General features: G+C 61.7%; 21 protein-coding genes. 12 read left to right on the top strand and 9 right to left on the bottom strand.

Annotation, left to right across the window (positions count from 1 at the left end):
* The first annotated feature begins 91 nt into the window (after nucleotides 1–91).
* The 5 genes from ppsR (at nucleotide 92) to JF545_RS02240 (ending at nucleotide 6258) form a co-directional block, all read left to right on the top strand.
* Nucleotides 92–925 (top strand): posphoenolpyruvate synthetase regulatory kinase/phosphorylase PpsR, encoded by an 834-nt coding sequence (ppsR, locus tag JF545_RS02260; protein WP_206938193.1) that lies wholly within the window; start codon nucleotides 92–94, stop codon nucleotides 923–925.
* Between the two features lie 270 nt (nucleotides 926–1195).
* On the top strand, nucleotides 1196–2476 hold the full coding sequence (locus tag JF545_RS02255) for an imelysin family protein (RefSeq protein ID WP_206938191.1): 1281 nt from the start codon (nucleotides 1196–1198) through the stop codon (nucleotides 2474–2476).
* A gap of 131 nt (nucleotides 2477–2607) precedes the next feature.
* Entirely contained in the window at nucleotides 2608–4026 is a 1419-nt protein-coding gene (locus JF545_RS02250; protein ID WP_242520564.1) for a di-heme oxidoredictase family protein, read from the top strand.
* Entirely contained in the window at nucleotides 4023–5081 is a 1059-nt protein-coding gene (locus JF545_RS02245; RefSeq protein ID WP_206938189.1) for an imelysin family protein, read from the top strand. Before JF545_RS02250 ends, JF545_RS02245 begins: the two co-directional genes overlap by 4 nt.
* A 4-nt stretch (nucleotides 5082–5085) precedes the next feature.
* On the top strand, nucleotides 5086–6258 hold the full coding sequence (locus tag JF545_RS02240) for a DUF1513 domain-containing protein (RefSeq protein WP_206938187.1): 1173 nt from the start codon (nucleotides 5086–5088) through the stop codon (nucleotides 6256–6258).
* Nucleotides 6259–6308: 50 nt separating this feature from the next.
* On the opposite strand, the gene JF545_RS02235 is transcribed toward JF545_RS02240, so the two are convergent.
* The 5 genes from JF545_RS02235 to JF545_RS02215 form a co-directional block, all read right to left on the bottom strand.
* Nucleotides 6309–7547, bottom strand: a complete 1239-nt coding sequence (locus JF545_RS02235) for a CaiB/BaiF CoA transferase family protein (protein WP_206938185.1) — start codon at nucleotides 7545–7547, stop codon at nucleotides 6309–6311.
* 23 nt (nucleotides 7548–7570) lie between these two features.
* Complete coding sequence (locus JF545_RS02230; RefSeq protein ID WP_206938183.1) at nucleotides 7571–8752, bottom strand: acyl-CoA dehydrogenase; 1182 nt, start codon at nucleotides 8750–8752, stop codon at nucleotides 7571–7573.
* A 219-nt stretch (nucleotides 8753–8971) separates the two neighbouring features.
* The gene (gene mmsB, locus JF545_RS02225; protein ID WP_206939194.1) at nucleotides 8972–9880 is read right to left on the bottom strand and encodes a 3-hydroxyisobutyrate dehydrogenase; all 909 of its coding nucleotides are present in this window, start codon (nucleotides 9878–9880) and stop codon (nucleotides 8972–8974) included.
* 168 nt (nucleotides 9881–10048) lie between these two features.
* On the bottom strand, nucleotides 10049–11176 hold the full coding sequence (locus JF545_RS02220) for an enoyl-CoA hydratase/isomerase family protein (protein WP_206938181.1): 1128 nt from the start codon (nucleotides 11174–11176) through the stop codon (nucleotides 10049–10051).
* 112 nt (nucleotides 11177–11288) lie between these two features.
* Nucleotides 11289–12455 carry an acyl-CoA dehydrogenase family protein gene (locus tag JF545_RS02215; RefSeq protein ID WP_206938179.1) on the bottom strand — a complete coding sequence of 389 codons (1167 nt, stop codon included), beginning with the start codon at nucleotides 12453–12455 and terminating at the stop codon, nucleotides 11289–11291.
* 460 nt (nucleotides 12456–12915) lie between these two features.
* On the opposite strand from JF545_RS02215, the gene JF545_RS02210 reads away from it, so the two are divergent.
* Nucleotides 12916–13389 carry a MerR family transcriptional regulator gene (locus JF545_RS02210; protein WP_206938168.1) on the top strand — a complete coding sequence of 158 codons (474 nt, stop codon included), beginning with the start codon at nucleotides 12916–12918 and terminating at the stop codon, nucleotides 13387–13389.
* A 131-nt stretch (nucleotides 13390–13520) separates the two neighbouring features.
* Nucleotides 13521–15230, top strand: a complete 1710-nt coding sequence (locus JF545_RS02205) for an AMP-binding protein (RefSeq protein WP_206938166.1) — start codon at nucleotides 13521–13523, stop codon at nucleotides 15228–15230.
* A gap of 159 nt (nucleotides 15231–15389) precedes the next feature.
* Here the strand turns inward: JF545_RS02205 and JF545_RS02200 are convergent, their stop codons facing one another.
* Together JF545_RS02200 and nagZ are read right to left on the bottom strand one after the other, a co-directional pair.
* A complete protein-coding gene (locus JF545_RS02200) occupies nucleotides 15390–15968 on the bottom strand; it encodes a hypoxanthine-guanine phosphoribosyltransferase (RefSeq protein ID WP_206938164.1) in 579 nt (192 codons plus the stop codon).
* Nucleotides 15969–15990: 22 nt separating this feature from the next.
* Nucleotides 15991–17004: a beta-N-acetylhexosaminidase gene (nagZ, locus tag JF545_RS02195; RefSeq protein ID WP_206938162.1), complete on the bottom strand. Its 1014-nt coding sequence runs from the start codon at nucleotides 17002–17004 to the stop codon at nucleotides 15991–15993.
* A gap of 181 nt (nucleotides 17005–17185) precedes the next feature.
* Here nagZ and JF545_RS02190 point away from each other — a divergent pair, with 181 nt between their 5' ends.
* From JF545_RS02190 to JF545_RS02175, 4 genes are all read left to right on the top strand, one after another.
* Nucleotides 17186–18025 carry a prepilin peptidase gene (locus JF545_RS02190; RefSeq protein ID WP_206938160.1) on the top strand — a complete coding sequence of 280 codons (840 nt, stop codon included), beginning with the start codon at nucleotides 17186–17188 and terminating at the stop codon, nucleotides 18023–18025.
* A 48-nt stretch (nucleotides 18026–18073) separates the two neighbouring features.
* On the top strand, nucleotides 18074–18676 hold the full coding sequence (gene coaE / locus JF545_RS02185; protein ID WP_206938158.1) for a dephospho-CoA kinase: 603 nt from the start codon (nucleotides 18074–18076) through the stop codon (nucleotides 18674–18676).
* A 179-nt stretch (nucleotides 18677–18855) separates the two neighbouring features.
* Nucleotides 18856–19092 (top strand): DNA gyrase inhibitor YacG, encoded by a 237-nt coding sequence (gene yacG, locus JF545_RS02180; protein WP_206938156.1) that lies wholly within the window; start codon nucleotides 18856–18858, stop codon nucleotides 19090–19092.
* A 4-nt stretch (nucleotides 19093–19096) separates the two neighbouring features.
* The gene (locus JF545_RS02175; protein WP_206938147.1) at nucleotides 19097–19981 is read left to right on the top strand and encodes a DNA replication terminus site-binding protein; all 885 of its coding nucleotides are present in this window, start codon (nucleotides 19097–19099) and stop codon (nucleotides 19979–19981) included.
* Nucleotides 19982–20269: 288 nt separating this feature from the next.
* Here JF545_RS02175 and JF545_RS02170 read toward each other — a convergent pair whose 3' ends face one another.
* Nucleotides 20270–20566 carry a hypothetical protein gene (locus tag JF545_RS02170; protein ID WP_206938145.1) on the bottom strand — a complete coding sequence of 99 codons (297 nt, stop codon included), beginning with the start codon at nucleotides 20564–20566 and terminating at the stop codon, nucleotides 20270–20272.
* Nucleotides 20567–20925: 359 nt separating this feature from the next.
* Between JF545_RS02170 and JF545_RS02165 the strand changes: the two genes are divergently transcribed.
* On the top strand, nucleotides 20926–21732 hold the full coding sequence (locus JF545_RS02165) for a helix-turn-helix transcriptional regulator (protein ID WP_206938142.1): 807 nt from the start codon (nucleotides 20926–20928) through the stop codon (nucleotides 21730–21732).
* 840 nt (nucleotides 21733–22572) lie between these two features.
* Here JF545_RS02165 and JF545_RS02160 read toward each other — a convergent pair.
* Nucleotides 22573–22950, bottom strand: a complete 378-nt coding sequence (locus JF545_RS02160; RefSeq protein ID WP_206938140.1) for a histone-like nucleoid-structuring protein, MvaT/MvaU family — start codon at nucleotides 22948–22950, stop codon at nucleotides 22573–22575.
* Nucleotides 22951–23819 lie beyond the last annotated feature (869 nt).

Here is a 23819-nt window from a genome sequence, read left to right as displayed (position 1 = left end):
CAATCCTGGCTAATTTTACTTCGAACGCGCACAACTTGTCTGTCCCCGCCATGCAGCGGACAATGCCAGCACTCTTTACAAGGTATCCGCCATGACCCGTACCGCTTTCTTCATTTCCGACGGCACCGGCATCACCGCCGAAAGTCTTGGACGCAGCCTGCTGGCCCAGTTCGAGAACGTCGAGATACGCAAGTTGACCAAGCCTTATATCGACACTATCGAGAAGGCGCGCTCGCTGGTCGGGATCATCGAAGCCACCGCAGTAAGGGACGGCGTGCAGCCGATCATCATCGACACTATCGTCGACGAAAAGATTCGCGCTGTGATTCGTCAGGCGCCGGGGTTCAAGGTCGATATCTTCTCGACCTTTCTGGAGCCGCTGGAAAAGGAACTGGAAACTCATTCGTCCTACAGCGTGGGGCGCACTCACGCCATTTCCAGCGATGACGTCTACATGGACCGCATTCACTCGGTGCACTTCGCCCTGGACAATGACGATGGCGCGCGCACCCATCAATACGACCAGGCGGACGTGATACTCGTCGGCGTGTCGCGCTGCGGCAAGACCCCAACGTCGCTCTACCTGGCACTGCAGTTCGGCGTTCGTGCCGCCAACTACCCGCTGACCGAAGACGACCAGGACGACAGCGGCACCCTGAAACTGCCGGCCGTGCTGGCCAAGCAACGCCACAAGCTGTTTGGCCTGACCATCGATCCCAGGCGACTGGCAGCGATTCGCCACGAGCGAAGGCCCAATAGCCGCTACAGCAGCATGGACCAGTGCATGCAGGAGGTCGCTCAGGCAGAGGCCATGTTCCGACAGCTGCATATTCCGTTCATCGACGCCACGCGCTTTTCCGTGGAAGAGATTTCGACGCGCATGATCGCGGAAACCGGCATCAACCGCCGCTTTTCTCCTCGCTGATCGCGCTCAGGACATCGGGGCAAGTGCTCCGAGTCCCCGCTTACCTCTGCTCTCTGTCCGCTGGGCCTCACGGTCGGCACGGTTGACTGTCGGCCCACGGACAGACGTCCACTCGTCATCTTTGCAGCAAGTGCTTGTCTCTATCGCTTCGCCCACGTCCTTTACCTCTTCTACAGCAGGCCGCCCAGCTTGCAATGAGAGTCAATCTCGTTACTATTTCAAGGACGCGTTCCAGCGCCTCCTTCCTGCCTTCGTGAAAAGGACAATTCCATGATCTCTCGTCTTGTGCGTCGCCCTCTGGCGCTTGCTATCGCGGCCGGTGCTCTGGCCGTGGCTTCCCATGCTTCCGCCGAGGATGTCACCGCCGACGCCGTCGTCGGCCACTACGCTGACCTGGCACACACCACCTACAGCGATGCGCTGAAGACCGCCAAGGCGCTGGACGTCGCCATCGATGAGCTGATGGCGGCCCCGACCTCCGAAACCTTGGCTGCCGCCAAGAAGGCCTGGCGCGAGGCACGCATTCCTTACCAGCAGAGTGAGGTCTTCCGCTTCGGCAACGCGGTGGTCGATGACTGGGAAGGCCAGCTCAACGCCTGGCCGCTGGACGAGGGCATGATCGATTACGTCAGCCAGGACGGCTATCAGCATGAGCTCGGCAACGCCGGTGCCACCGCCAACATCATCGCCTCCTCCTCGATTACCGTCGGCGGCGACGAGATCGACGTCTCCACCCTTTCGCCGGAACTGCTGGCAGAGCTTAATGAAATTGGCGGCTCCGAAGCCAATGTCGCCACCGGCTATCACGCCATTGAGTTTCTGCTGTGGGGACAGGACCTGCATGGCTACGAGCCGGGTGCCGGCGAGCGTGGGGCCAGCGACTTCGCCCTTGGCAATGACTGCACCAACGGTAACTGCGATCGCCGCCGCGCCTACTTGAAAGCCGCCAGCCAGCTGCTGATCCAGGATCTGGAGTGGATGGTGGCCCAATGGGCACCGGTGGACGAAGACAACTATCGCCGTGAGTTGACCAGCGTACCGAGCGAAGAAGGCCTGCGCCGTATTCTGTTTGGCATGGGGTCGCTGTCACTGGGCGAGCTGGCCGGTGAGCGCATGAAGGTCGCACTGGAGGCCAATTCTTATGAAGACGAGCACGACTGCTTCAGCGACAACACCCACAACTCGCACTACTACAACGGCAAGGGCATTCAGAACGTCTACACCGGCCAATATCAGCGCATCGATGGCAGCGTTCTCGAGGGCCCCAGTGTAGAGGCCCTGCTGGCGCAGACCGACAGCGACCTGGCGCAGACCCTCGAGCAGCAGCTTGAGAGCTCCATGGCAGCCCTGGGCACCCTCAAGCAGACGGCGGAGCAGAGCGAGTCGCCCATGACCTTCGACATGATGATCGCTCCAGGCAACGAGCAAGGTGCGGCCATCGTCAACGACGCCATTCTTGCCCTGGTCACCCAGACTGTCTCCATCGAGCAGGCTGCGGGCGAGCTTGGCGTCACCTCACTCGAGCCGGATGATGCCGGTCACGACTTCTGATCGACTCCTGGCCGGAGCTTTGTTGATGTAGATCACATCCAGGCCAGGAACTAAATGATGAAATGCGATTCATTCGCCTCGAGAAGCCGCACGCCTTGGCGTGCGGCTTGACTGTGTCAAGGAATCGCCAGATGCGTCACATGCCCACACTAAACCGTACCTTGCCAGTCTTGCTGGCTGGGCTCACCCTTGGCACGCAGGTCCTTGCCAGCGGCGAGCCATCACTCCAGACCGATCCTCGCTCCGGCGGCGAAGGCTCGGTCAAGCAGTTCGACCACAACGCCTACTCGCTGCCCCTGGGCAACATGAGCATGACCAAGCGGCTCGACTTCAGCGTCGGCAACAGTTTCTTTCGCAATCCCTGGGTCGTGGCCCCCGCCAGCACCGATGCCCGTGACGGCCTTGGTCCACTGATCAATACCAACAGCTGCCAGGGCTGTCATATCAAGGACGGTCGCGGTCACCCGCCGGCAGACGGTGAACCACCGGTGTCCCTGTTCCTGAGGCTATCCGTACCGGCCACCACCGCGGACGACCACGAGCTGGTCAGGCGAACCGGCGCTGTGCCGGTGCCCCACTACGGCCGCCAGCTGCAAACCGCGGCGATTCCGGGCGCAACGCCTGAAGCCGACATGGTTCGCTCACTCTCGCCCCGAGAGATCACCTTCGATGATGGCCACCAGGTCACGCTGGCGGTGCCCACCTACCACATCGAGGATCCCGCCTACGGCGACCTGCCCGAGACGCTGCTGACCTCGCCTCGGGTGGCGCCACCGATGATCGGACTGGGCCTGCTCGAAGTCGTGGACGAGGACCAGCTGCTGCAGTGGGCGGATCCCGACGATAGTGACGCAGACGGTATCTCCGGGCGCGCCAATCGCGTCTGGGACGTGCGCCAGCAGGAGACGGTGCTGGGACGATTTGGCTGGAAGGCCGGCGAACCCAGTGTGGAACAGCAAAGCCTGCATGCCTTCGCCGGCGACATGGGGCTGACCTCACGTCTGGCCGCCGCTACCGACTGCATGCCAGGCCAGGGCTGCGAGGACTTCCCCGACGGCGGCGACCCGGAGGTCAGCGACGAAGTGGCCGACTTTGTCACCTTCTATGCCTCGAGCCTGGCCGTTCCGCAGCGAAGGAACATGCAGGATCCTGCGGTACAGGCCGGCGCCCGCCAGTTCAACGAACTCGGCTGCGCCGCCTGCCACCGCCCCAGCCTGACCACCCCGGAGGACACGGCTCGTCCAGAACTGGCGGGCCAGACCCTGTGGGCCTATACCGATATGCTGCTGCATGACATGGGCCCTGAGCTTGCCGATGGCCGCCCCGAGTACCAGGCAGATGGCAACGAATGGCGCACCCCGCCGCTGTGGGGCATCGGTCTTGCCCAGCAGGTCAACCCCCAGGCAGGCTTCCTCCACGATGGCCGGGCACGCACCCTTGAAGAGGCCATCCTGTGGCACGGTGGTGAAGCGCTCACCGCCCGGGATCGTTATCGCGCTCTTGCGCAGCAGGAGCGAGCACAATTGCTGGAGTTCCTGAATTCACTATGACGTACCGCTCACGTTCCCCCTTCACGTCACTTTCTCGCGCCTTTTCACTGGGTGGCGCCACGCTGGCGTCGATCGTCGCGATGTACAGTAGCGCCGCCCTCGCTGACCAGGCGGGTACTTCGCCCCGTGAGACGTGGCATCACGATATCCAGCAGGGTTACCAGCAGCTGAACCGCACCACCGAGTCCCTGGCGGAGGCCTTCACGCCGGGTTGCGATGCGCTCGATCAAGACGCCCTGGCAGCGCACTGGCTGGACGCCTACCAGGCCTGGCAGGCCGTCCGCTTCGTCGACTTTGGCCCGATCGAGGTCGACAGTCGCGCCTGGCAGCTGCAGTTCTGGCCTGACAACAAGAACCTGGTCGGCAGTCGCATCGCCAGCCGACTGCGTCAGGAGACGGCGGTCACGCCCGCTGACATCGCCGCCGCCGGCGTCGCCGAGCAGGGCTTCCCTGCCTTGGAATACCTGCTGTTTGACGACGCCATGACGCAGCACTCGCTCCAGCAGCCGAATGCCTGTGCGCTGGCCCAGGCCATCAGTCAGCACCTTGCTCAGGTCGCCAGCGAGCTGACCCGCGATTGGCAAGCCTTCCGCTCCCACTACCTGGCCACCGACAGCTACTCCGAGGCCACCGTTCACGCCGCGCTGCAGTCCCTAGAGATCCTCGAGGACAAGCGCCTGGGCGAGCCCCTGGGGATGATGGGTGCACCGGCCAATGGCTACCGCGCAGAGGCCTGGCGCAGTGATGCCTCGATCACCCTGGCGACGGCCACCCTGGAGGGACTGCAGGCTCACTTCGTCCCAGGGCTAGCGCGGTGGCTCTCGCAGCAGCACCAGGACGAGCTTGCCGCGGCATTCAGCGACCAGCTCAAGGATACGCTCAACCAGGCACGTCAACTGGACACAGGCATTGCCGCCGGACTGCAAGACGACCAGGCGCGCCAGCAGCTGGCCACGCTCTACCTGGAAGTTGCCCAGCTACGCCAGGTACTCGGCGATGAAATCGCCCCGGCGCTAGGTATCGTTCGCGGTTTCAACTCGAGCGACGGAGACTGATCCCATGTCATCGAGGCTAGCCATCGGCCGCAGACCGCCGTCGACGTCTCGGCAAGCGTCGGTTCAGGACCCCCTGCGCCGACGGCTGCTGGTCAGCTCCAGTGCGGGACTCGCCCTGACCGGCCTGGCGTTATCGGGTCTGCCCACATCGCTGTGGGCCAGCGACGAGCAGCAGCGGCGTGAGTGGTTTTTCAGCGCGGTGGACGACTCCCATGGCGGCCATCACCTGGCGGGTGTTCGGCGTGACGGCAGCGAGCATTTTCTGCTGCCCGCGCCAGAGCGCTGTCACGGCGGCTGCCTGCGGCCAGGCCACGACCAGGCGGTGCTGTTTGCACGTCGTCCCGGCTACCGCTTCCACGTCATCGACGCATCGCATCAAGCGACGCTGATGACCATTGAAGCGGGTGACGGGCGCCACTTCTATGGACATGGGGTGTTCGACCCCAGCGGCCGTTGGCTCTACCTCACCGCCAATCGCGTCGAGGATGCCATGGGCCTGGTGCAGGTGCGGGATGCAGAGGATCACTATCGCCTGGTGAACGAGTGGGAGCTGGACGGTATCGGGCCCCACGAGATCGGCCTGATGCCCGACGGTGCCAGCCTGGCGATCGCCCTGGGCGGCATCCTGACCCGTCCCGAAAGCGGCCGCGCCAAGCTCAACCTGGCCGAGATGGCACCGGCCCTGCTGCTGATCGATCGCCAGAGCGGTGACATTGTGGAGCGCCACCGCCCGTCTCACCACCAGCTGAGCTGCCGCCACCTGGATATTGCCGACGATGGCAGCATCATCGTCGGCTATCAATTCCAGGGCCCCGAATGGGAAACCCACCACCCGCTGATCGCCAGGCGATCCGCAGATGGTGGGTTTGAGGAGTGGACCCTGCCCGACCAGATCCAGGCGGGCCTTGCCCAATACACGGCAAGTGTTGCGGTCAGCCAGGTTGCCGCCACTGCAGCGGTATCTGCACCCAGAGGAAACCGCGTGCTGCTGATCGACCGTAACAGTGGCGCGCTGCAGGCAGACCTCCCGATCGACGATGCTGCCGGGCTTCGCTGCGACGGCAGCGGCGGCTATCTGATCACCACCGGCAGCGGTGATGTCCACCACCTTGCGTCGTCAGGTCACCATAGCCTGGTCGCCTCGCTGCCGCTGCGCTGGGACAACCATCTGACCTGAGCAGCAACATCCACGTATTACTTGAGAAGCAACACCAGGGACCAGGCGCCTCAGCGAATGATGCCCTCGCGCCTGAGTCGTGCGATATCGTCTGCACTGAGCCCCATGTCGGCCAGCACACGCTCGCTGTGCTCGCCGAGCTTGGGGGGTGGAACATCGGCGGTGGCACTCTCGCCATCGAAGCGCAGCGGGTTGGCGACCTGGGGCACCCCATCAATCTCACGGGCCATCCCCCGGTGCTGCACCTGGGGATCGGCAAACACCTCCGTCAGGGTGTGAATCGGCCCTGCGGGAATGCCCAAGGCTTCGAATCGCGCCAGCCACACATCCCGTTCATCGCCGCTGAGTATGCCCTGGATCAAGGCCACCAGGTCGTCACGATGGGCCACACGCCCTTCATTGGTGGCGTACTCGCCCTGACTCCACTCGGGATGACCGAGCAGTTCAGCGAGGCGTGCAAACTGCCCATCATTGCCTACTGTCAGTACCAGGTGCCCATCCCGACAGGCAAACGCCTGGTACGGAACAATATTGGGGTGGGCGTTGCCATAGCGCTCTGGCGCACGACCGCTGACCAGCGTGTTCAGCGCCTGATTGGCCAAGGTCGCCACCTGGACATCCAGCAGTGCCAGGTCGACATGGCTGCCCTCCCCGGTGTCACGCCGGCGATTCAGTGCCGCCAGAACGCCAACGGCAGCGTACAGTCCCGTCATCACATCCGTGATGGCCACGCCTGTCTTCATCGGCATGCCATCGGCTTCGCCGGTCAGGCTCATCAAGCCGCCCATGGCCTGGATCATGAAGTCGTAACCCGCCCGATGGGCATAGGGGCCAGTCTGGCCGAAGCCGGTGATGGAACATACCACCAGAGCAGGATTCAGCGCCCGCAGCGACGCAGCGTCCAGGCCGTAGCGCGCCAGCCCTCCGACCTTGAAGTTCTCGAGCACGATGTCCGCGCCGCGGGCCAACGCCTTGACCAGGCGCTGGCCCTCGCCGCTGGCAATATCGATCGCCAGCGACTGCTTGGCCCGATTGGCACACAGGTAGTACGCCGCCTGACGTTCGACGTCCTGCTCAGCCTGCGCCACCCCCTGGTGCCAGGGGGGACCCCAGCCACGCGTGTCATCACCCCGGCCTGGATGCTCGATCTTGATCACCCTGGCCCCCATGTCAGCCAGCAGCTGACCGCACCAGGGTCCCGCCAGTACCCGTGACATGTCGAGCACCGTCACACCGGACAGCGGTTGATTCGCACCCAGGCCGGGACCGGCAGCTGGAGCAGTCGACATCTCGCTCATCGTGACCCTCTCGCTCAACCGCTGAAGGCCTGGAGGCCGGTCTGGGCGCGCCCGAGGATCAGGGCGTGGACGTCGTGGGTGCCCTCGTAGGTGTTGACCGCTTCCAGGTTCATCACATGACGGATCACGTGATACTCGTCGCTGATGCCGTTGCCACCGTGCATATCGCGAGACTGGCGAGCGATATCCAGCGCCTTGCCGCAATTGTTACGCTTGATCAGGGAGATCGCTTCCGGCACCAGCTGGCCTTCGTCGATCATCCGCCCCACTCGCAGCGAGGCCTGCAGGCCCAGGGCAATCTCGGTCTGCATATCCGCCAGCTTCTTTTGAATCAGCTGGTTCGCCGCCAGCGGCCGACCAAACTGCTTGCGCTCGAGGGTGTAGTCACGGGCCGCGTGCCAGCAGGCTTCGGCCGCCCCCATGGCGCCCCAGCTGATGCCATAGCGCGCACGGTTGAGACAGGAAAATGGCCCCTTGAGTCCCTGCACGCCAGGCAGACGCTGCTCATCCGAGACCTCGACGTCCTGGATCGCAATCTGACCGGTAATCGATGCACGCAGGCTGAACTTGCCGTCGATCTTGGGCGCGCTAAGCCCCGGCATGCCTTTCTCCAGCACGAAGCCGCGAATCACCCCTTCCTCGTCACGGGCCCACACCACGAAGACATCGGCGATCGGGGAATTGGTGATCCAAGTCTTGGTACCGTTCAGCCTCCAGCCCGACTGCGTGCGATAGGCCCGCGTCGACATGCTGCCCGGATCAGAACCATGGTCTGGCTCAGTCAGGCCGAAGCAGCCAACCCACTCACCGCTGGCAAGCTTAGGCAGGTAGCGATCCCGCTGGGCGTCGCTGCCAAAGGCGTGAATCGGGTACATCACCAGGCTCGACTGCACGCTCATGGCGCTGCGATAGCCGGAATCCACGCGCTCCACTTCACGCGCTATCAAGCCGTAGCTGACGTAGTTCATGCCAGCGCAGCCCCAGCCGTCGATGGTGGCGCCCAGCAGGCCAAGTTCGCCCATCTCGTTCATGATCTCGCGATCGAAATGCTCATGGCGGTTGGCTTCGAGCACCCGCGGCAACAGCTTTTCCTGGCAATAGTCGTGAGCGGTCTGCTGGACCATTCGCTCTTCTTCGCTCAGCTGATCGACCAGACGGAAGGGGTCGTCCCAGGTGACGGGGGTAATGCTGCTCATTAGCCAAACTCCAAAATATCTACATTTTGGATAAATGTAGACCTAATTCCCCATGATGCCAACCACCACCTTGGTCGAACCCAACGTGATGCTGCCCCAATGTGCTGAAACCTAGGCAAGCGCTGAGGACATCCGCGAGCGGCGCAACGCGCCCCAAACAAAAGCGGCACCGCCTGGGCAGGCGGTGCCGCTTGATCACTCAGCCGTCACACCAAAGCGTCAGTCCTGACCTGGCTCTCCGGCGCGATACAGGGATTGGATGCTCGAGAAATCCAGGCCCCCGTTACCCTGGGCACTGTGCAGCGCGAAGAGATTGCGCGCTTGCGAGCCCATGGGAACGCTGGAGCGGGAGCCAAGCGCCAGTTCCCAGGCAAGCCCCAGGTCCTTGGCCATCAGATCCGTCAGAAAGCCACCCTGATAGTCACGCGAGGCCGCAGATCCCTCCATGACACCTGGCCAGGGGTTATACACATTGAGCGCCCAGTTGCCGCCGCTGCTCTGGTTCATGATGTCGGACAGCACCGCGGGGTCGAGCCCATTCTTCACCCCCAGCGCCAGCGCCTCGGCGGTGCCACTCATCAGGATACCCAGCAGCATGTTGTTGCAGATCTTGGCCACCTGGCCGCTACCGCTGCCGCCAGCGTGAAACAGATTCTTGCCCATTACCTCGAGCACCGGCCTGGCGCGCTCGAAGCCTGCTGCGTCACCGCCCACGATAAAGGTCAGGGTGCCGGCCTGGGCTCCACCGATACCCCCGGACACCGGCGCATCCAGATAGGTACACCCACGTTTGGCCGCTTCCGCCGCCACCAGCCGCGCGTCATCCGGCGAAATGGTGGAGGCATCCAGCAGCAGGGGGGTGCCTTCCAGGGCATCCAGCAAGCCCGCTTCTCCGTCACGCCCCAGATACAGCGCCTTGACGTGGGCGCCAGCCGGCAGCATCGATACCACGACGTCGGCCCCGGTGGCCGCATCAATGGCCGACACCCCGCGCCGTGCCCCCTTCTGCTCCAGCGCGGCCATGGCGCTTTCTACGAGATCGTACACGCAGACCTGGTGACCCGCGTTGACCAGATTGGCCGCCATGGGGGCCCCCATGTTACCCAACCCGATAAAGGCAATGTGCATTGGCTGTCTCCACATGTCCTGGCTGTGCTCAGGACGGTTTGCATTGTTTTCGTTGTTGCTGGCGATAGGGTGATCCGCCGACTGGTCTTGCTTGAACAAGCGCCAGAACCTTCCACCGCCCCTTCATCAGAATATGTCTATAAGGCCGGCGCGCGCTGCTGGGGGCCGCTACAGGTCATCAAGCGGGCCGGGAGCCTTGCCCCAGGGCGCGCCGAACATGGCCGCCAGATCAGCCGCAGGCACGCTGGATACGTCCCGGTGACGCCATTGCGGTGACTTGTCCTTGTCGATCAGCAGTGCCCTTACACCCTCGGCGAAGTCTCCCAGCACGTTGCATTGCACCGACACCACCAGTTCATCCCGAAAGGTATCCGCAAGGGACGAGTGGCGATGTCGCTTAAGCATGTGCCACGCCAGGTGCGCGGTCAGCGGGCATCCCTGGGTGAGTCGCTTGCGATTGGCGGCGAGCCAGGCGTCGTCACTGTGATCGGCGGTGATGGCAGCGACGGCATCCTCGACCCGCCCCTTGCCCACCAGCGAACGCAGGTGATCGAGATGCGGCCAGACCTGCGCTGCGGGAGCCTGCTCGGGTGACTCAAAGCGGGCCAGCACCTCGCATACCAGTGCCTCAGCATCGACCACGTGACCGGCGGCGAAGTGGCAGTCACACAAGGCGTCCAACAGTTCGTCACCGCGCTCCCTGGGCACGAATCGATCGGCCATGCCCAGGTCCAGGGCGTCACGCGCGTTGATACTGGCACCGGTCAAGCCCAGGTACAGGCCTACGCCGGGAGGCATCTTGTTCAAGAACCAGCTGGCCCCGATATCCGGGTACAGCCCGATGGTCACTTCGGGCATGGCGATGCGCGTGGTCTCGGTGACCAGACGATGGCGGCCACCGGCGGTCAGCCCCAGGCCTCCCCCCATGACGATACCGTCGGCCCACACCAGCAGCGGTTTTGGGTAGGTGTGCAGACGGTAGTCAAGCCGGTACTCGGCGGCAAAATACTGGGTGGCGTAGGTACCTGGCTGGACCCGCTGCGTTTTCTCTCGCTGCAACTCGCGCACCAAAGCGACCACGTCGCCCCCGGCGCAGAATGCCTTGTCACCCTCCCCTTGCAGCCAGACGGCGTGCACGTCGGGATCCTGGGCCCACTCTTCCAGACGCTCATCCAGCTGCTCGATCATCTCCAGCGACAGGGCATTGAGTGCCTTGGGCGCGTTAAGGGTTGCGATACCGACACAGCCGCCACCCGCTGCAGGTCGCCGCTGAAATCTGACCAGATCCTGATGCATGCAAGATACTCTCCGTAATGAAATGCCTTGCCGTAGTGAAATGCCTTGCCGTAGTGAAATACCGTGACGTTGGGGATGGCCAACCGCACAGGGCTAGATGTGTCGGCGGCGCTTACTGAAGCGCTTCGATCACACCATCCGCAAGCAGCCGACGACCGACGATCAGTCGCATGATCTCGTTGGTGCCCTCAAGGATCTGATGGACACGGGTATCACGAACCAGGCGCTCCAAGGGGTATTCCCTGATATAACCGTAGCCCCCATGCAGCTGCAGCGCCTCGTTGCAGACCTTGAAACCGATGTCGGTGGCAAAGCGTTTGGCCATGGCGCAATGCGCGGTGGCCTCGGGGTCGGCCTGATCCAATCGCCAGGCGGCCTGGCGCACCATCAAGCGAGCGGCCATCAGCTCGGTCGCCATGTCTGCCAGCTTGAACTGCAACGCCTGGAAGGAGGCCAGCTCACGCCCGAATTGCTTGCGCTCACCCAGATAATTGCGCGCCAGCGTCAGCGCGTGCTGCGCAGCGCCCAGTGAACAGCTGGCGATATTGAGACGGCCACCGTCCAGCCCCTTCATGGCAAACCGAAACCCTTCGCCTTCCTCGCCCAGGCGATGATTGGCCGGCACGCGCACGCCATCAAGGCTGACCAAGCGCGTCGGCTGGCTCTTCCAGCCCATCTTGTCTTCGTTCTTGCCGTAGCTGATGCCCGGCGCGTCGGCCGGCACGACGAAGGCCGATACGCCACGGGCACCACTGTCCGCTGCCCCGGTGCGTGCCATGACCACCAGCACCTGAGTTGCACCGGCACCAGAGATAAACATCTTCGCGCCATCAATGACATAATGATCACCGTCACGCACCGCCTTGGTTCGCAGGTTGGCCGCGTCAGAACCGGCACCTGGCTCGGTGAGGCAGTAGGATCCCAGCAGCTCACCGCTGACCATGGCCTCCACATACTGACTGCGCACCTCGTCAACCGCCCAATTGGCGATCATCCAGGTCACCATGTTGTGAATGGTGAGATACGCGGTGGTGGCGATGCAGCCTTGGGACAGCTGCTCGAAGATCAGTGAGGCGTCCAGGCGCGACAACCCGAGCCCGCCCTGTTCTTCAGGGGTATAGATGCCAAGAAAACCGGCCTCTCCAGCACGCCGGATCACATCCACGGGAAAGTGTGATTGAGCGTCCCATTCGGCCGCATGATCGGCCAGCTCGACACGTGAAAAATCCGCTGCGGCGGCCACCAAGGCCTTCTGGTCATCGGTGAGAGCAAAGTCCATGACAGCTTCCTCGTCTCCAGGATGGCGGTGGCCGCCTCATCCCTGGATATTCATGTTGGATCGGCCCGTGTCAGCCTACCGACGACGCCCTGCGCCAAGCCCCTGCAACGTGAGCCATGGGGACTGCGCGACAGGCGGCTCAGCGACTACAGGCTCGTCGGGGTGTTCGCGATGACGGCGCTGCTACGGGCACCTTATGCGGCCCCAACCTAGCACTTGCTTGGTTGTGTACCTATCAATCCATAGTCGTACACACCGTCGATATCGCTCACGCCATGTGTCGGCCAATAGCCTCAAACGCCAGCCCTGCCCGCGCCTGGTTGGCGAGTACGGGACCCTGGCCTTGCATGGTGAGGGTCGTCACCGACCCAGCAACATTCACTTTACGTTAACGTCAACTTTGACTAGTGTCTCTTCCAAGGACTCCAGTACATCGGGTCCCTCAACAGGACAACGCATCATGAGCAAACCTGCCAGCGCCCCCTCTACCACTCGCCCAGGGGCTGCCAGCGCCGGGCAAACAGCGAAGGGCTCTACTGGGGTCTCCGTGACGTCTCGCCATTACACCATCGGTGAACTGGCCAAGATGTTCGAAGTCACCCCCCGCACCATTCGTTTCTATGAACAGGAAGGGCTGCTGGCGCCTCGACGCGAAGGACAGAAGCGCATCTATCGCGAGAAGGATCGTGTGCGGCTGAAGCTGACCCTGAGAGGCAAGCGCCTGGGTTTCTCTCTGGCCGAGATTCGCGAAGTGGTCATGATGTACGACGCCATGCCCGACGGAAATGCGCGCCAGTTGAAGCGACTTCTGGAAATCATCGCCGAAAAACGCGCTGAACTGGATCGTCAGCTTGAGGACATACGCCTGATGCGCCTGGAGATGGACGACGTCGACCGGCGCGCCAGAGAGGCTCTCGATCAGCTGGACGAGTGACGCGCTCACTCAGAGGCTGAACCCGAACCTCAGCCGACTCGCCCCGGCCTCAGCACCCCGTCGGCCAATGACGACCTGACCATCAATAACGACAACATCCAGAACAACCCGACGACATAACGAGACCCACAATGACACGCCAGACCGCCCATTCAGCCCCCAGGATCCCGTCCAGCTATGTGAGCGGGATCAGCGACCAGCCTCTCAAGGGCCAGACCATTGGTGATTGCTTCGACGAGACGGTCGCTCGCTTCCCTGACCAGGACGCCCTCATCAGTCGACATCAGGGACTGCGCTACACCTGGCAAGAGCTCAGAGAAGTGACCGACCAGGCTGCCAGAGCGCTGCTGGCGATGGGCGTAAAGAAAGGCGACAGGGTCGGGATCTGGTCGCCCAACTGCGCCGAATGGACGATCACCCAGTTCGCCACGGCCAAGATCGGCGCCATCCTGGTCAATATCAATCCAAGCTACCGCACCCATGAGCTCGATTACGCGCTCAAGCAGTCCGGCACCTCGACCCTGATCCTGCAGGGCAGTTTCAAGACATCGGACTATGTGGCCACCCTGGCGGAACTGGCGCCCGAGCTTCACGATATCCCAGGGGCGGGTCCATTGACGCTCAAGGGCCTGCCAGAGCTGAAGCGCGTCATCTGCCTCGACGCCGACAAGGCACTCCCGGGCATGCTGGCATGGCCGCGCATCTTCGATCGCACGGAAGAAGTCAGCGCGGCGGAGCTTGCCGAGGTCCAGGCGGGCCTGCAGTTCGATGAACCGATCAATATTCAGTACACCTCCGGCACCACCGGGGCCCCCAAGGGCGCCACCCTCTCCCACCACAACATCCTGAACAACGGCATGTTCGTGGCACGCGCCATGAACCTCACCGATCAGGACCGGATGGTCATCCCGGTGCCGCTGTACCACTGCTTCGGGATGGTCATGGGTAACCTGGGCTGCGTGACACATGGTGCCACCATGATCTACCCCGCCGACGGCTTTGACCCGGAGACCACTCTGGCGGCGGTGTCCGAGGAGAAGGCGACGACACTGTACGGCGTGCCCACCATGTTCATTGCGGAGCTTGAGCATCCCGACTTCAAGCGCTATGACCTGTCGTCACTGCGTACCGGCATCATGGCGGGTTCCATCTGCCCCATCGAGGTCATGCGCCGCGTCATCGACCAGATGAACATGCAGGACGTCACCATCTGCTATGGCATGACCGAAACCAGCCCCGTCAGCCTGCAGACCACCACTGACGCCCCGCTGGACAAGCGCGTGACCACCGTGGGCACCATTCATCCTCATCTTGAAGTCAAGCTGGTGCATCCTGACAGCGGGGCCGTCGTGCCCAGGGGGGAGCCTGGCGAACTGTGTACGCGCGGCTACAGCGTGATGCTCGGCTACTGGAACAATGATGAGGCAACGGCTGCGGCCATCGATGCGGCAGGCTGGATGCACACCGGCGACCTGGCGACCATGGATGACGAGGGCTATGTCTCGATCGTCGGACGCATCAAGGACATGATCATTCGTGGCGGCGAGAACATCTATCCGCGCGAAATCGAGGACTTCCTATATACCCACCCCGCCATTTCGGACGTGCAGGTGATCGGCGTGCCGGATCGCAAGTACGGTGAAGAGGTCATGGCCTGGGTCAAGCTGAGCGAGGGCGAGCACCTCGATGAAGACGCTCTCAAGGCATTCTGCAAAGGCAAGATTGCCCACTACAAGGTGCCCCGCTACGTGAAGTTCGTCGACGAGTTCCCGATGACCGTCACCGGCAAGATTCAGAAGTTCAAGATGCGCAAGGAAGCCACCGACGAACTAGGGTTGTAAGCCCCCTGGCTCGTGGGCCACTCCCTGAAACTCAAGCGCTGACACTCAAGCACTGATACTCAATCGCTGAGACCCAGCCGCAAAAAAGGCGTCCCCATCAATGGGACGCCTTTTGTCTGGCCAGGCGGGCGGGCCTGGCCTGGATATCTGCAGGCGGGTCTACATGCCCTTGGGAGCAAAAATCCCCGGCGCGTTGCGCCAGTAGCCCTTGAAGTCCATGCCGAAGCCGAACACGTAGCGGTCGGCCACTTCCAGACTGCAGTAATCTGCCTTGAGGCCCGGCACCGCCTTGCGATCGTGGCTTTTGTCCACCAGCACGGCTGTAGACACGCTTTTGGCCCCTGCCTCACGGCAATAGTCCAGAATGGCCGCCAGGGTCGCGCCCTCGTCGAGAATGTCATCGACAATCACCACATCACGGCCGGCCATGGGGATCTCTGGCGACACTCGCCAGAACAGCTCTCCGCCGCGGGTCTTGCCGCGATAACGCGTGGCGTGCAGGTAGTCCACCTCCAGCGGGAACCCGAGCCGGGGCAACAGATGTCCCGTGGTGATCAAGCCACCGTTCATCACGCAGTAAAACACCGGCAGCTTGTCACCCAGGTCCCGGGTGATCTCTTCCGCCATGCGGTCCAACGCACGCTCTACCTCATCATGACTGATCAGGCAGTCGGCGGTGTCCATTACCTCACGCATGTCATCACGTGAGGCGCTATGGGCAGGATCAAGTTTCGGCATATCAGTCAGCTCGTTTCATTCATCAATCAGAAGTCATCGCCGCCAGGCGCGCGTGGACACGGCGCCAGCGCGACAAGGCAGACAGGGCATCAAGGTCGGGGCGGGCTCGGGCATAGCGAAGACGCGAGGCCCTGCGCGGCGCCTGATCGACACAGGCATCAAGCACCGCCGTGGCAGCTGGACGGTCATTGCATACCAGCACCATGTCGCAACCGGCCTCCAGAGCAGCCTTGGCGCGCTCAGCGGGGCCACCGGCGACCTGCGCCCCTGCCATGGTCAAGTCATCGGAGAAGATGGTGCCCTTGAAGCCCAGGGTCTCCCTCAGCATCCCCAGCCAGGAGGGCGAAAAGCCCGCCGGACGAGGGTCGAACGCCGGATAGACCACGTGAGCCGGCATCATGCCATCCAGCTTGCCGGCCAGACGCTCGAAGGGCACCAGGTCGTGCTGACGCAGCTGATCGAGACTCCGCTCGTCCCGGGCGACCTCGTGATGGGTATCCGCCTTGACCCCACCGTGCCCGGGAAAATGCTTGCCGACGGCCGCCATGCCCGCCTCGTGCAGCCCTTCGATAAAGGCACCACCGAGCCGCGCCACCACCTCGGGATCTGCATCGAAGCTGCGGTCACCAATCACCGACGAGAGGCCTACATCGACATCCAGCACCGGAGCAAAGCTGAGATCCAGCCCACAGGCCGCCATCTCCATGCCAAGCAACCAGCCGGCATCCTGGCACAGGCGCAAGGTCACCTCAGGCGCGCTGCGGTATTCCTGACCCAGCCGGGACATGGGCGGCAAGCGCGTCACCCCTTCCTTGAGCCGCTGCACGCGGCCACCCTCTTGGTCGATCCCCAGCAGAAGGCCGGGACGCAGCTCTCGGATCGACCGGCACAGCGCCCTGACTTGATCGGCATCATGGGTGTTGCGGCCAAACAGGATGACTCCGCCAAGGGCGGGATGCAGAAGCAGTTCGCGCTCTTCGGCCGACAGCTCGAGGCCATCGAGATCCAGCATCACAGGTCCGAATGTCTGGGTCATGTCGCTTACCTGGTCGGAAAAAAGGGAACGATTCTAGACCAATGGGCTACGTCGTGACACCCCGACAGCGCAATGCCAGGCACGACCACAGACAACCCATGGCAGCGACGATAGAATAGCACCCGCGGACCTCAGGGTCCGTTCTCTCGATTTACCTGCTGCTGGAGCCGCACTGCTGCCTATGGATGTCATAACCACCATCATTGTCATCACCCTGGGACTTTGCCTGGGCAGCTTCCTGAACGTCGTCATCGTCCGCCTGCCCGTCATGCTGATGCAGCAGTGGCGCACCGAGGCACGTGCCGCTCTGGAGCTTGAGGATGACATCGAGGCTCCCATCTCGCTGGCCCGCCCCGGCTCATGCTGTCCCCGCTGCGGACATCCCATCGCATGGCACGACAATCTGCCCCTGGTGGGCTGGATCAAGCGCCGCGGTCGATGCGCTGAATGCAAGGGACGTATCAGCGTCCAGTATCCGCTGGTCGAACTGACCAGCGCCATCCTGGCGCTGACCTGCCTTAAGCTGTTCGGACTGCAATGGAGCGCGCTATGGATCTTCGCAGCATGCCTGACCCTGCTGGCACTGGCCGTCATAGATCTGCGCACCCAGCTGCTGCCGGACGCACTGACCCTTCCGCTACTATGGGCAGGTTTGCTCTACCAGCTACTATTCAGCCCCGCGCATTTGGCAGACGCGGTCATCGCGGTGGTGGCAGGCTATGGCGTGCTGTGGGCCGTAGGTGCGATCTTCAACGCCATCACCCAGCGTGAAGGCATGGGGCGTGGCGACATCAAGCTGCTCGCCGCCCTCGGTGCCTGGCTGGGCTGGCAGCTGCTGCCCCTGGTCGTTCTTGTCGCCGCGGTAGTGGGCGTGATTTCGGGCTTGCTGGTACAGTGGCAAAGACCACATCTCAAAGGACAGGCGCTGCCCTTCGGGCCCTCCCTGGTCATCGCTGGCGGCCTGGCCTTACTGGCGGGCGAAGAAATGCTATTGACGTACAAGGCCATGCTTGGCGCATGATGCGACCCATGAGGGTCGTCACAAAGGCAACAATGGAGTAATGGCGGCATGATCATTGGATTGACGGGCGGTATCGCCTCAGGAAAATCGACTGTCGCAAGACTGTTCGGCGAGCTTGGTGTCAGGTGGGTCGACGCCGATGACATTGCGCGTGAAGTGGTGGCCCCCGGTGAACCGGCCTTGAAGGCCATCGTCGATCGCTACGGTGACACCATCCTCAACCGTGAAGGTCGTCTCGACCGCAGCGCACTGCGTGACATCGTCTTTGCCAACGAAAAGGAACGTCGCTGGCTCGAAGCCACCACCCACCCACGGATCAGAGAACGGCTGACCACACGACTGGCCCTGCTGCAACAGCAGGACAGCCCCTACGTGCTGCTGGTTTCTCCGCTGTTGTTTGAGTCCGGTCAAGCCGACATGGTCCAGCGCAAGCTTGTGGTCGACGTGGCCGAGGACGTCCAGATGGAACGCGCCATGGCCCGCGACAAGATCGATGCTGACCAGGCGAAGGCTATTCTGGGTTCACAAATGCCGCGGGAAAAACGCCTCTCTCTCGCCGATGACGTCCTCGTCAACGAAGGGGATCTCAGCGCACTAGTCGACGCGGTCAAAGCGCTGGATGAACGCTATCGTGCCATGGCGGGTAGCTGATACAACTGATGCTCAGCGAATAGCACTGGTGAATAGCACTGGTGAATAGCATTGGTGAATAGTACTGGCGCATAGCCATTCGCAGCTCCAGACTCACGCCCCAACCGCATTCCGAGACATATGGCGAGCACCGCTGAAGACGGTGCCAAGCCCCACCACCTGACACAAGGAGACCCAACATGTCCCAAACGGCATCCCAGGGGCCACTCAAGGTCGCTTGCCCCCAGTGCCGCAAAGAGGTGCTTTGGACCAGCGACAACGAGTTTCGGCCTTTCTGCAGCAAACGCTGCCGGCTGCTCGATCTGGGCGCATGGGCCGACGGCAGCCACCGTATTGCGGGAGAGCCCGCGATGGACGAAACCAGTATTGACGAATGGGTTGCGCGGGCAGAACGCGACCTGTACCAGCAGGACTGAGCCAATGCCACGCGATGGGCACGACACGTCAGCCTCAGCGCCGTCCTATCAATGGCTCGCGGCACTCGATCAGGCCTTTGATCGCCTGGTAGACAGGGCGCATCAGGTCGCCGATGCCTGGGCGGCGTCCGGGCTCGGCGGATGGGCATTTGGCAGGGATAAGGTGGATCCTGAGTGGCTTCGCCAGTCCTTGCTCGACCTATGGTATGTCGACGGCCAGGATGGCCGAGTCACCCAAAGCCACGTTGGACTGGTCTGCTGCGACGACGCCACCTACGCCGCTGCGCAACGATTGAATGAGGCCAAGAGTGATTTGTCCCACCAACTGGCAGAGATTCGTCAGCACTCGCCGCAGTTGATGGCAGAGATCAAGGCTCGGCTGCCCCAGCGACATCCCGACCTCAACCAGCATCTAGGCGGTGCCGGCCTTGCCCGTCTTCACCTGAAACAGGCATGGCGCCACGTCCCCGTGGCCGAGGCCTCCGTGGATCGCGTGCGGTTGGCATGGTACAGCAGCGGCAGGTCGATCAAGCGGATCAGTGTGGCCGATGCGGAACAGAAACTGCTGGCACTCGACAGCGAGGCGGCCCATATCCGCATACAACTGAAGCGTTTAGCGGGTATTCCCTCAAGCGAGATGCTGGCACAGGTGCAACGCCAGGCGCCGCTGATGCGCGCCAATCTCTTCTATCACGAGCCACTGACTGACGGCCGCATGCGGCGAGCCATGAATGTCGCCCTACCGCTTTTCCTGCCGCAGCAGCACCTTCCACGACACAACCTGCCTCCGCTTGCCCCGCCACTGGAGCGTCAGCGCGCCCGGCGCAGTGACGAACGCCTCGAAGACACACCTTTTCTGCCGAGTCTAAGAGCCTACCGCTACCGTTGATCGCACCAGCACTCCGTGCCGCCAGCAACCACTGCCTGTACGCCAGCAAGGCGACAGACGCCAGGCCAGTCAGGGTCGATACTCCCCTTGGCGGCGTCAGTGCGCCCTAGACGTGCGATATCACTGACAGTCTTTTGCGGAATATCCAGCAAGGGGTCGTCGCCCAAGACGACTGCAGAAACAGCACAGTCAGGCCATCATGTCACAAAGTGTAATTTCGTGCGTCACTACCGCAACGCCCCAGGTGAACGATGGCCCGACTAAGGCTATCACCGGCAGGCAGCGCTATCAGGCCACACGCCCCATGGAGTGCAGCAACGTAACGAGTTCGGAGACCGTTTCCGGACTCTGGGCGTATTCCTGAATCAACGCATGCAGGCGACGCTCGAAGTCTTCTTCACGCTGCCGACGCTCCTCTTCCTCGACGCTGTCAATGGTGCGCACAGGCGGTCCGGTGGGAATCTCGGCGGCCTTGCTCGGGTTGTCCAGGCTGCGAAGCGCTTCCGCGAAGGCATCATCCAATTCACGAAAGCGGCGCAGTTTTTCGCGTTCGTCCATAGGCTTGGGGGAACTCTGAGATTTCATTTGTTACCAGTCGTTAACATCAACAGGGATAAGCCGAATCGAGCATGCTGGCAAACCAGCGTATCAAAAAAGGACCAAGAAATCGCGATTTCTTCCTCAATAACAGCATCTTAACTGCTCAAATGGCACAGGATTTTTGTGCACAAACAATCAAAACGGCACATTGCACTTGCCAACCAAAGTAGCTAGACTGCATAACTACGTAACAGGATGTATCTTAACGCAACAAACTTTCATCATTATATTTCGGGACAGATGGATGTCCCGGTAACAATGACCACGGGACAGACGCTCGGATTCGTCCTCCGAGGACCCAGCAAGGGGTCAGGTCCATCGCGATGGTTCAGGGAGGCATGACCATGTTCAACGAGATGATGCGCGCCGAAATCTGGCTCCAGGAGACCTTGGACAGCCAGCTCAGTATTGAAGACCTCGCCACCCGTATGGGGTACTCCTCATCTCAGGTGCGCAGGCGCTTCCGCCAGTCATTTGGCATCTCGCCCAGCGCCTATCGCGACATGCTGCGACTGGAAAAAGCCGCCAGGCTCCTGATCCACACGCCACACGGCGTCCATGATATCGCCAGGCGCTGCGGATATCGCAACCACTCGGCGTTTACTCGCGCCTTCCAGCGCCGCTATCGCGTCGCCCCCCGCGAATATCGTCAGAATCAGCGCCTGGAACTCTACCGCCAGCGCCACAACCTGCCTCACTTCTCGGTCAAGATGGCAGACCTGCCTCTGCGCCGCGCCGCGGTCACCCGTCTGTATCAGCCGCCAGAAATCATCGAGAACCTGGATAACTGGCAACGCAATGCAGAAGGCGCCTACGATCTGCCGGCACGCCTCACCAACGCAGCGCCAATCGCCATCCTGCATGACCATCCGCTGGCCAGTGAATCCCCGCGTATCGACCTTGGGGTCCATGTCGACGAGGAACATGCCCACCGCCTGGCGCTACCGCTGCCCTTCCGACTCGTCATGTTGCCGGCGCAGCGTCATGCCTGCATCACCCTTGAGGACAGTTCACACCTCACCAGTGCAATGCTGTTCATGGCCTGCAGAGGACTGTCTGAACACGGGGTCTACCTCAGCGGTGAGGCACCGCAACTGGTCAAAGGCAAGTATGGGCTGGAACTGAGATTGCCGCTACTCGAGGAAGACTGACCTTCCGCGAACCAATATTCATGCCTTCCCTTGAAGTGGCCACCTCCGTGGCCACTTTTTTTTCTGCGGTCATCATACCAGAATTTCACGCCGTCGCTGCCACCGTCAGCCACTACTGAGGGCTGTACGCTGCCTTTACCACACGCGGCTACTCACAAGGGGCTACCCACAAGGGGCTACCCACAAGCAGACAGCGGGGAATACGAGGCGCTTGCAGCAATCTACGCCACTCTACAACCCGAGCCACTGCCCCAACAATAGCCTTGGCGCTAGCCAGGACGACTGCCCGGATAACGACCTTCAAGACATCCAAGGCGACTGTCCCCTCTGTATCAGTTGCACCCCTGACCTTTCCCCCAGGCAACGGACAGCAGGCATCGTGCTACGGCGATCAGGCTGACCTGCTGCACGGCCACGCCTATATGCTGTCAGCGCAATGTCACGCCATGACATAGAGCGATACATCCAAGAACACAATGGACACAGCCTTGGCTGCCCTGCCTGGACGCCACAGGGGCCACATCTCGGGGGCAGCCACCCTCTATACCACCCTCGTCATCAGACTCTACAAGAACCCTGCGGGATGTGAGAGCCCCCCCCCCGGGTGCCGGCGACAGTATCAACCAAGTGACGCTGGTGGGCTATGTGCCCTGACGGTGGCGAGGCGATATCAAGTAAACGCCTAAAGGACACACCAAGCCTCGCCCTACCGGCGTTAAAACGACATCGCCCGAGCAGGATGACGGTGACATTTCACCGTTCCCTACCCGGGCGAGCGATCATGACGGGAGCTACGCTACATCAAATGCCGTATCACCGTTCCGTCACAAAGCGCTGGCGTTAGCCTTCAACACGAACCAGCCAGGATTCGACGGTATCGTTGCCGTGCTCTTCCTTCCAGGCTTTCAGTGTCTTGTGGTTACCACCACGAGTTTCCACCACTTCGCCGGTATTCGGGTTCTTGTAGATCTTCAGCTTGCGCTTGCGGCGACCACCAGCGGCGGGTGCAGCAGCCTTGCCAGCGGCAGCGGGCTTCGGCTGAAGGATAGCAATAACGTCGGAGGAACTCTTATCGAACTCTTTCATCAGTTCTTCGAGCTTTCCCTTGAACTCGAGCTCTGACTTGAGACGATCGTCATTCTGCAGTTGATCGAGTCGCTGCTGGAGCTGCTGCAGCTGCTGCTCCATCTGCATGTAGTCATTCAACAATGAAGACATTGGCGTAAACCTGTAGTAGTTGCTTTCGGATGCCGCGGTATTATCACTCTTGCATCTCTGTGTGACAACCATCTTTAACAACGCACACTAGGTCGAGACACCACAATGATAGATACACTACGGCAATGTAGGGGCAAGATCGGACAATAATTAACCTAACCCCCATCGCTAACGCTGTCCAGCCCCGCCTTCTGTCCCACTATCTGGCAAGCGGAATGGAATACTTGGCTTGAGCGAACATATGACAACGTGAACAAAAAAAGGAAATAGCCATTAAAGATTTTACTAATATAATTGAGGCATATTTGGCAACGGTGCGTGGAACAATATGTCGCCATATCGATACAGGCGCGACATTCAACACCCTTGTCTCACAAAGTAAACAGTATTAACTGTTGCCCTGCCGTTATCGCCTTCGCCACACGACAACAGCAGCGCCCTACCGCAGTGAGCCTACTATGGGCTCCCGCCATATCCCTGAATGCACAGACACACGGCTATCCCACCCTCCTTGACGCTACCCACGGCACTGGAGCACCAAGCTGACAAAGGCTCTCTACGGCTCTGGATGATCTATTACCAGGCAGTCTCTACCGCCCAGAACGATCTATCACCAGGAGCTCTCTACCGCTCAGAACGATCTATCGCCAGGCATCCTCTATTGCGAGGCACCGTCTATTGCCAGGCGCTCGCTATTTTCGGGTACGCTCGGCATCTAGATGCCACGAAGAGCGCGCCTCCATGTTACGGCGAACAAGATCTGGTGAAGCATTCACCAGCAAGGCGTGGCCGGTATCACAGAGATGGCTCTCTCATTCTCCCTGACAACCTCTTTCAGCATATGGTGGTGTGACCGCTATGCCCCGCCC

This window comes from Halomonas litopenaei (assembly GCF_017303055.1).
Taxonomy (GTDB): Bacteria; Pseudomonadota; Gammaproteobacteria; order Pseudomonadales; family Halomonadaceae; genus Halomonas; species Halomonas litopenaei_A.
Note: the sequence above shows the minus strand (reverse complement) of the source record. Positions and strands in the feature narration are given on the sequence as shown.

What these genes read in the sequence shown, in the direction of transcription:
- JF545_RS02175 (WP_206938147.1), top strand. Translation starts at nt 19,097, where the DNA reads ATGCCACGCGATGGGCACGACACGTCAGCCTCAGCGCCGTCCTATCAA.
- JF545_RS02245 (WP_206938189.1), top strand. Translation starts at nt 4,023, where the DNA reads ATGACGTACCGCTCACGTTCCCCCTTCACGTCACTTTCTCGCGCCTTT.
- yacG (WP_206938156.1), top strand. Translation starts at nt 18,856, where the DNA reads ATGTCCCAAACGGCATCCCAGGGGCCACTCAAGGTCGCTTGCCCCCAG.
- JF545_RS02210 (WP_206938168.1), top strand. Translation starts at nt 12,916, where the DNA reads ATGAGCAAACCTGCCAGCGCCCCCTCTACCACTCGCCCAGGGGCTGCC.
- JF545_RS02255 (WP_206938191.1), top strand. Translation starts at nt 1,196, where the DNA reads ATGATCTCTCGTCTTGTGCGTCGCCCTCTGGCGCTTGCTATCGCGGCC.
- JF545_RS02220 (WP_206938181.1), bottom strand. Translation starts at nt 11,176, where the DNA reads ATGCATCAGGATCTGGTCAGATTTCAGCGGCGACCTGCAGCGGGTGGC.
- JF545_RS02205 (WP_206938166.1), top strand. Translation starts at nt 13,521, where the DNA reads ATGACACGCCAGACCGCCCATTCAGCCCCCAGGATCCCGTCCAGCTAT.
- JF545_RS02190 (WP_206938160.1), top strand. Translation starts at nt 17,186, where the DNA reads ATGGATGTCATAACCACCATCATTGTCATCACCCTGGGACTTTGCCTG.
- coaE (WP_206938158.1), top strand. Translation starts at nt 18,074, where the DNA reads ATGATCATTGGATTGACGGGCGGTATCGCCTCAGGAAAATCGACTGTC.
- JF545_RS02250 (WP_242520564.1), top strand. Translation starts at nt 2,608, where the DNA reads ATGCGTCACATGCCCACACTAAACCGTACCTTGCCAGTCTTGCTGGCT.
- JF545_RS02230 (WP_206938183.1), bottom strand. Translation starts at nt 8,752, where the DNA reads ATGAGCAGCATTACCCCCGTCACCTGGGACGACCCCTTCCGTCTGGTC.
- ppsR (WP_206938193.1), top strand. Translation starts at nt 92, where the DNA reads ATGACCCGTACCGCTTTCTTCATTTCCGACGGCACCGGCATCACCGCC.
- JF545_RS02240 (WP_206938187.1), top strand. Translation starts at nt 5,086, where the DNA reads ATGTCATCGAGGCTAGCCATCGGCCGCAGACCGCCGTCGACGTCTCGG.
- JF545_RS02160 (WP_206938140.1), bottom strand. Translation starts at nt 22,950, where the DNA reads ATGTCTTCATTGTTGAATGACTACATGCAGATGGAGCAGCAGCTGCAG.
- JF545_RS02215 (WP_206938179.1), bottom strand. Translation starts at nt 12,455, where the DNA reads ATGGACTTTGCTCTCACCGATGACCAGAAGGCCTTGGTGGCCGCCGCA.
- JF545_RS02165 (WP_206938142.1), top strand. Translation starts at nt 20,926, where the DNA reads ATGTTCAACGAGATGATGCGCGCCGAAATCTGGCTCCAGGAGACCTTG.
- nagZ (WP_206938162.1), bottom strand. Translation starts at nt 17,004, where the DNA reads ATGACCCAGACATTCGGACCTGTGATGCTGGATCTCGATGGCCTCGAG.
- JF545_RS02170 (WP_206938145.1), bottom strand. Translation starts at nt 20,566, where the DNA reads ATGAAATCTCAGAGTTCCCCCAAGCCTATGGACGAACGCGAAAAACTG.
- JF545_RS02235 (WP_206938185.1), bottom strand. Translation starts at nt 7,547, where the DNA reads ATGTCGACTGCTCCAGCTGCCGGTCCCGGCCTGGGTGCGAATCAACCG.
- mmsB (WP_206939194.1), bottom strand. Translation starts at nt 9,880, where the DNA reads ATGCACATTGCCTTTATCGGGTTGGGTAACATGGGGGCCCCCATGGCG.
- JF545_RS02200 (WP_206938164.1), bottom strand. Translation starts at nt 15,968, where the DNA reads ATGCCGAAACTTGATCCTGCCCATAGCGCCTCACGTGATGACATGCGT.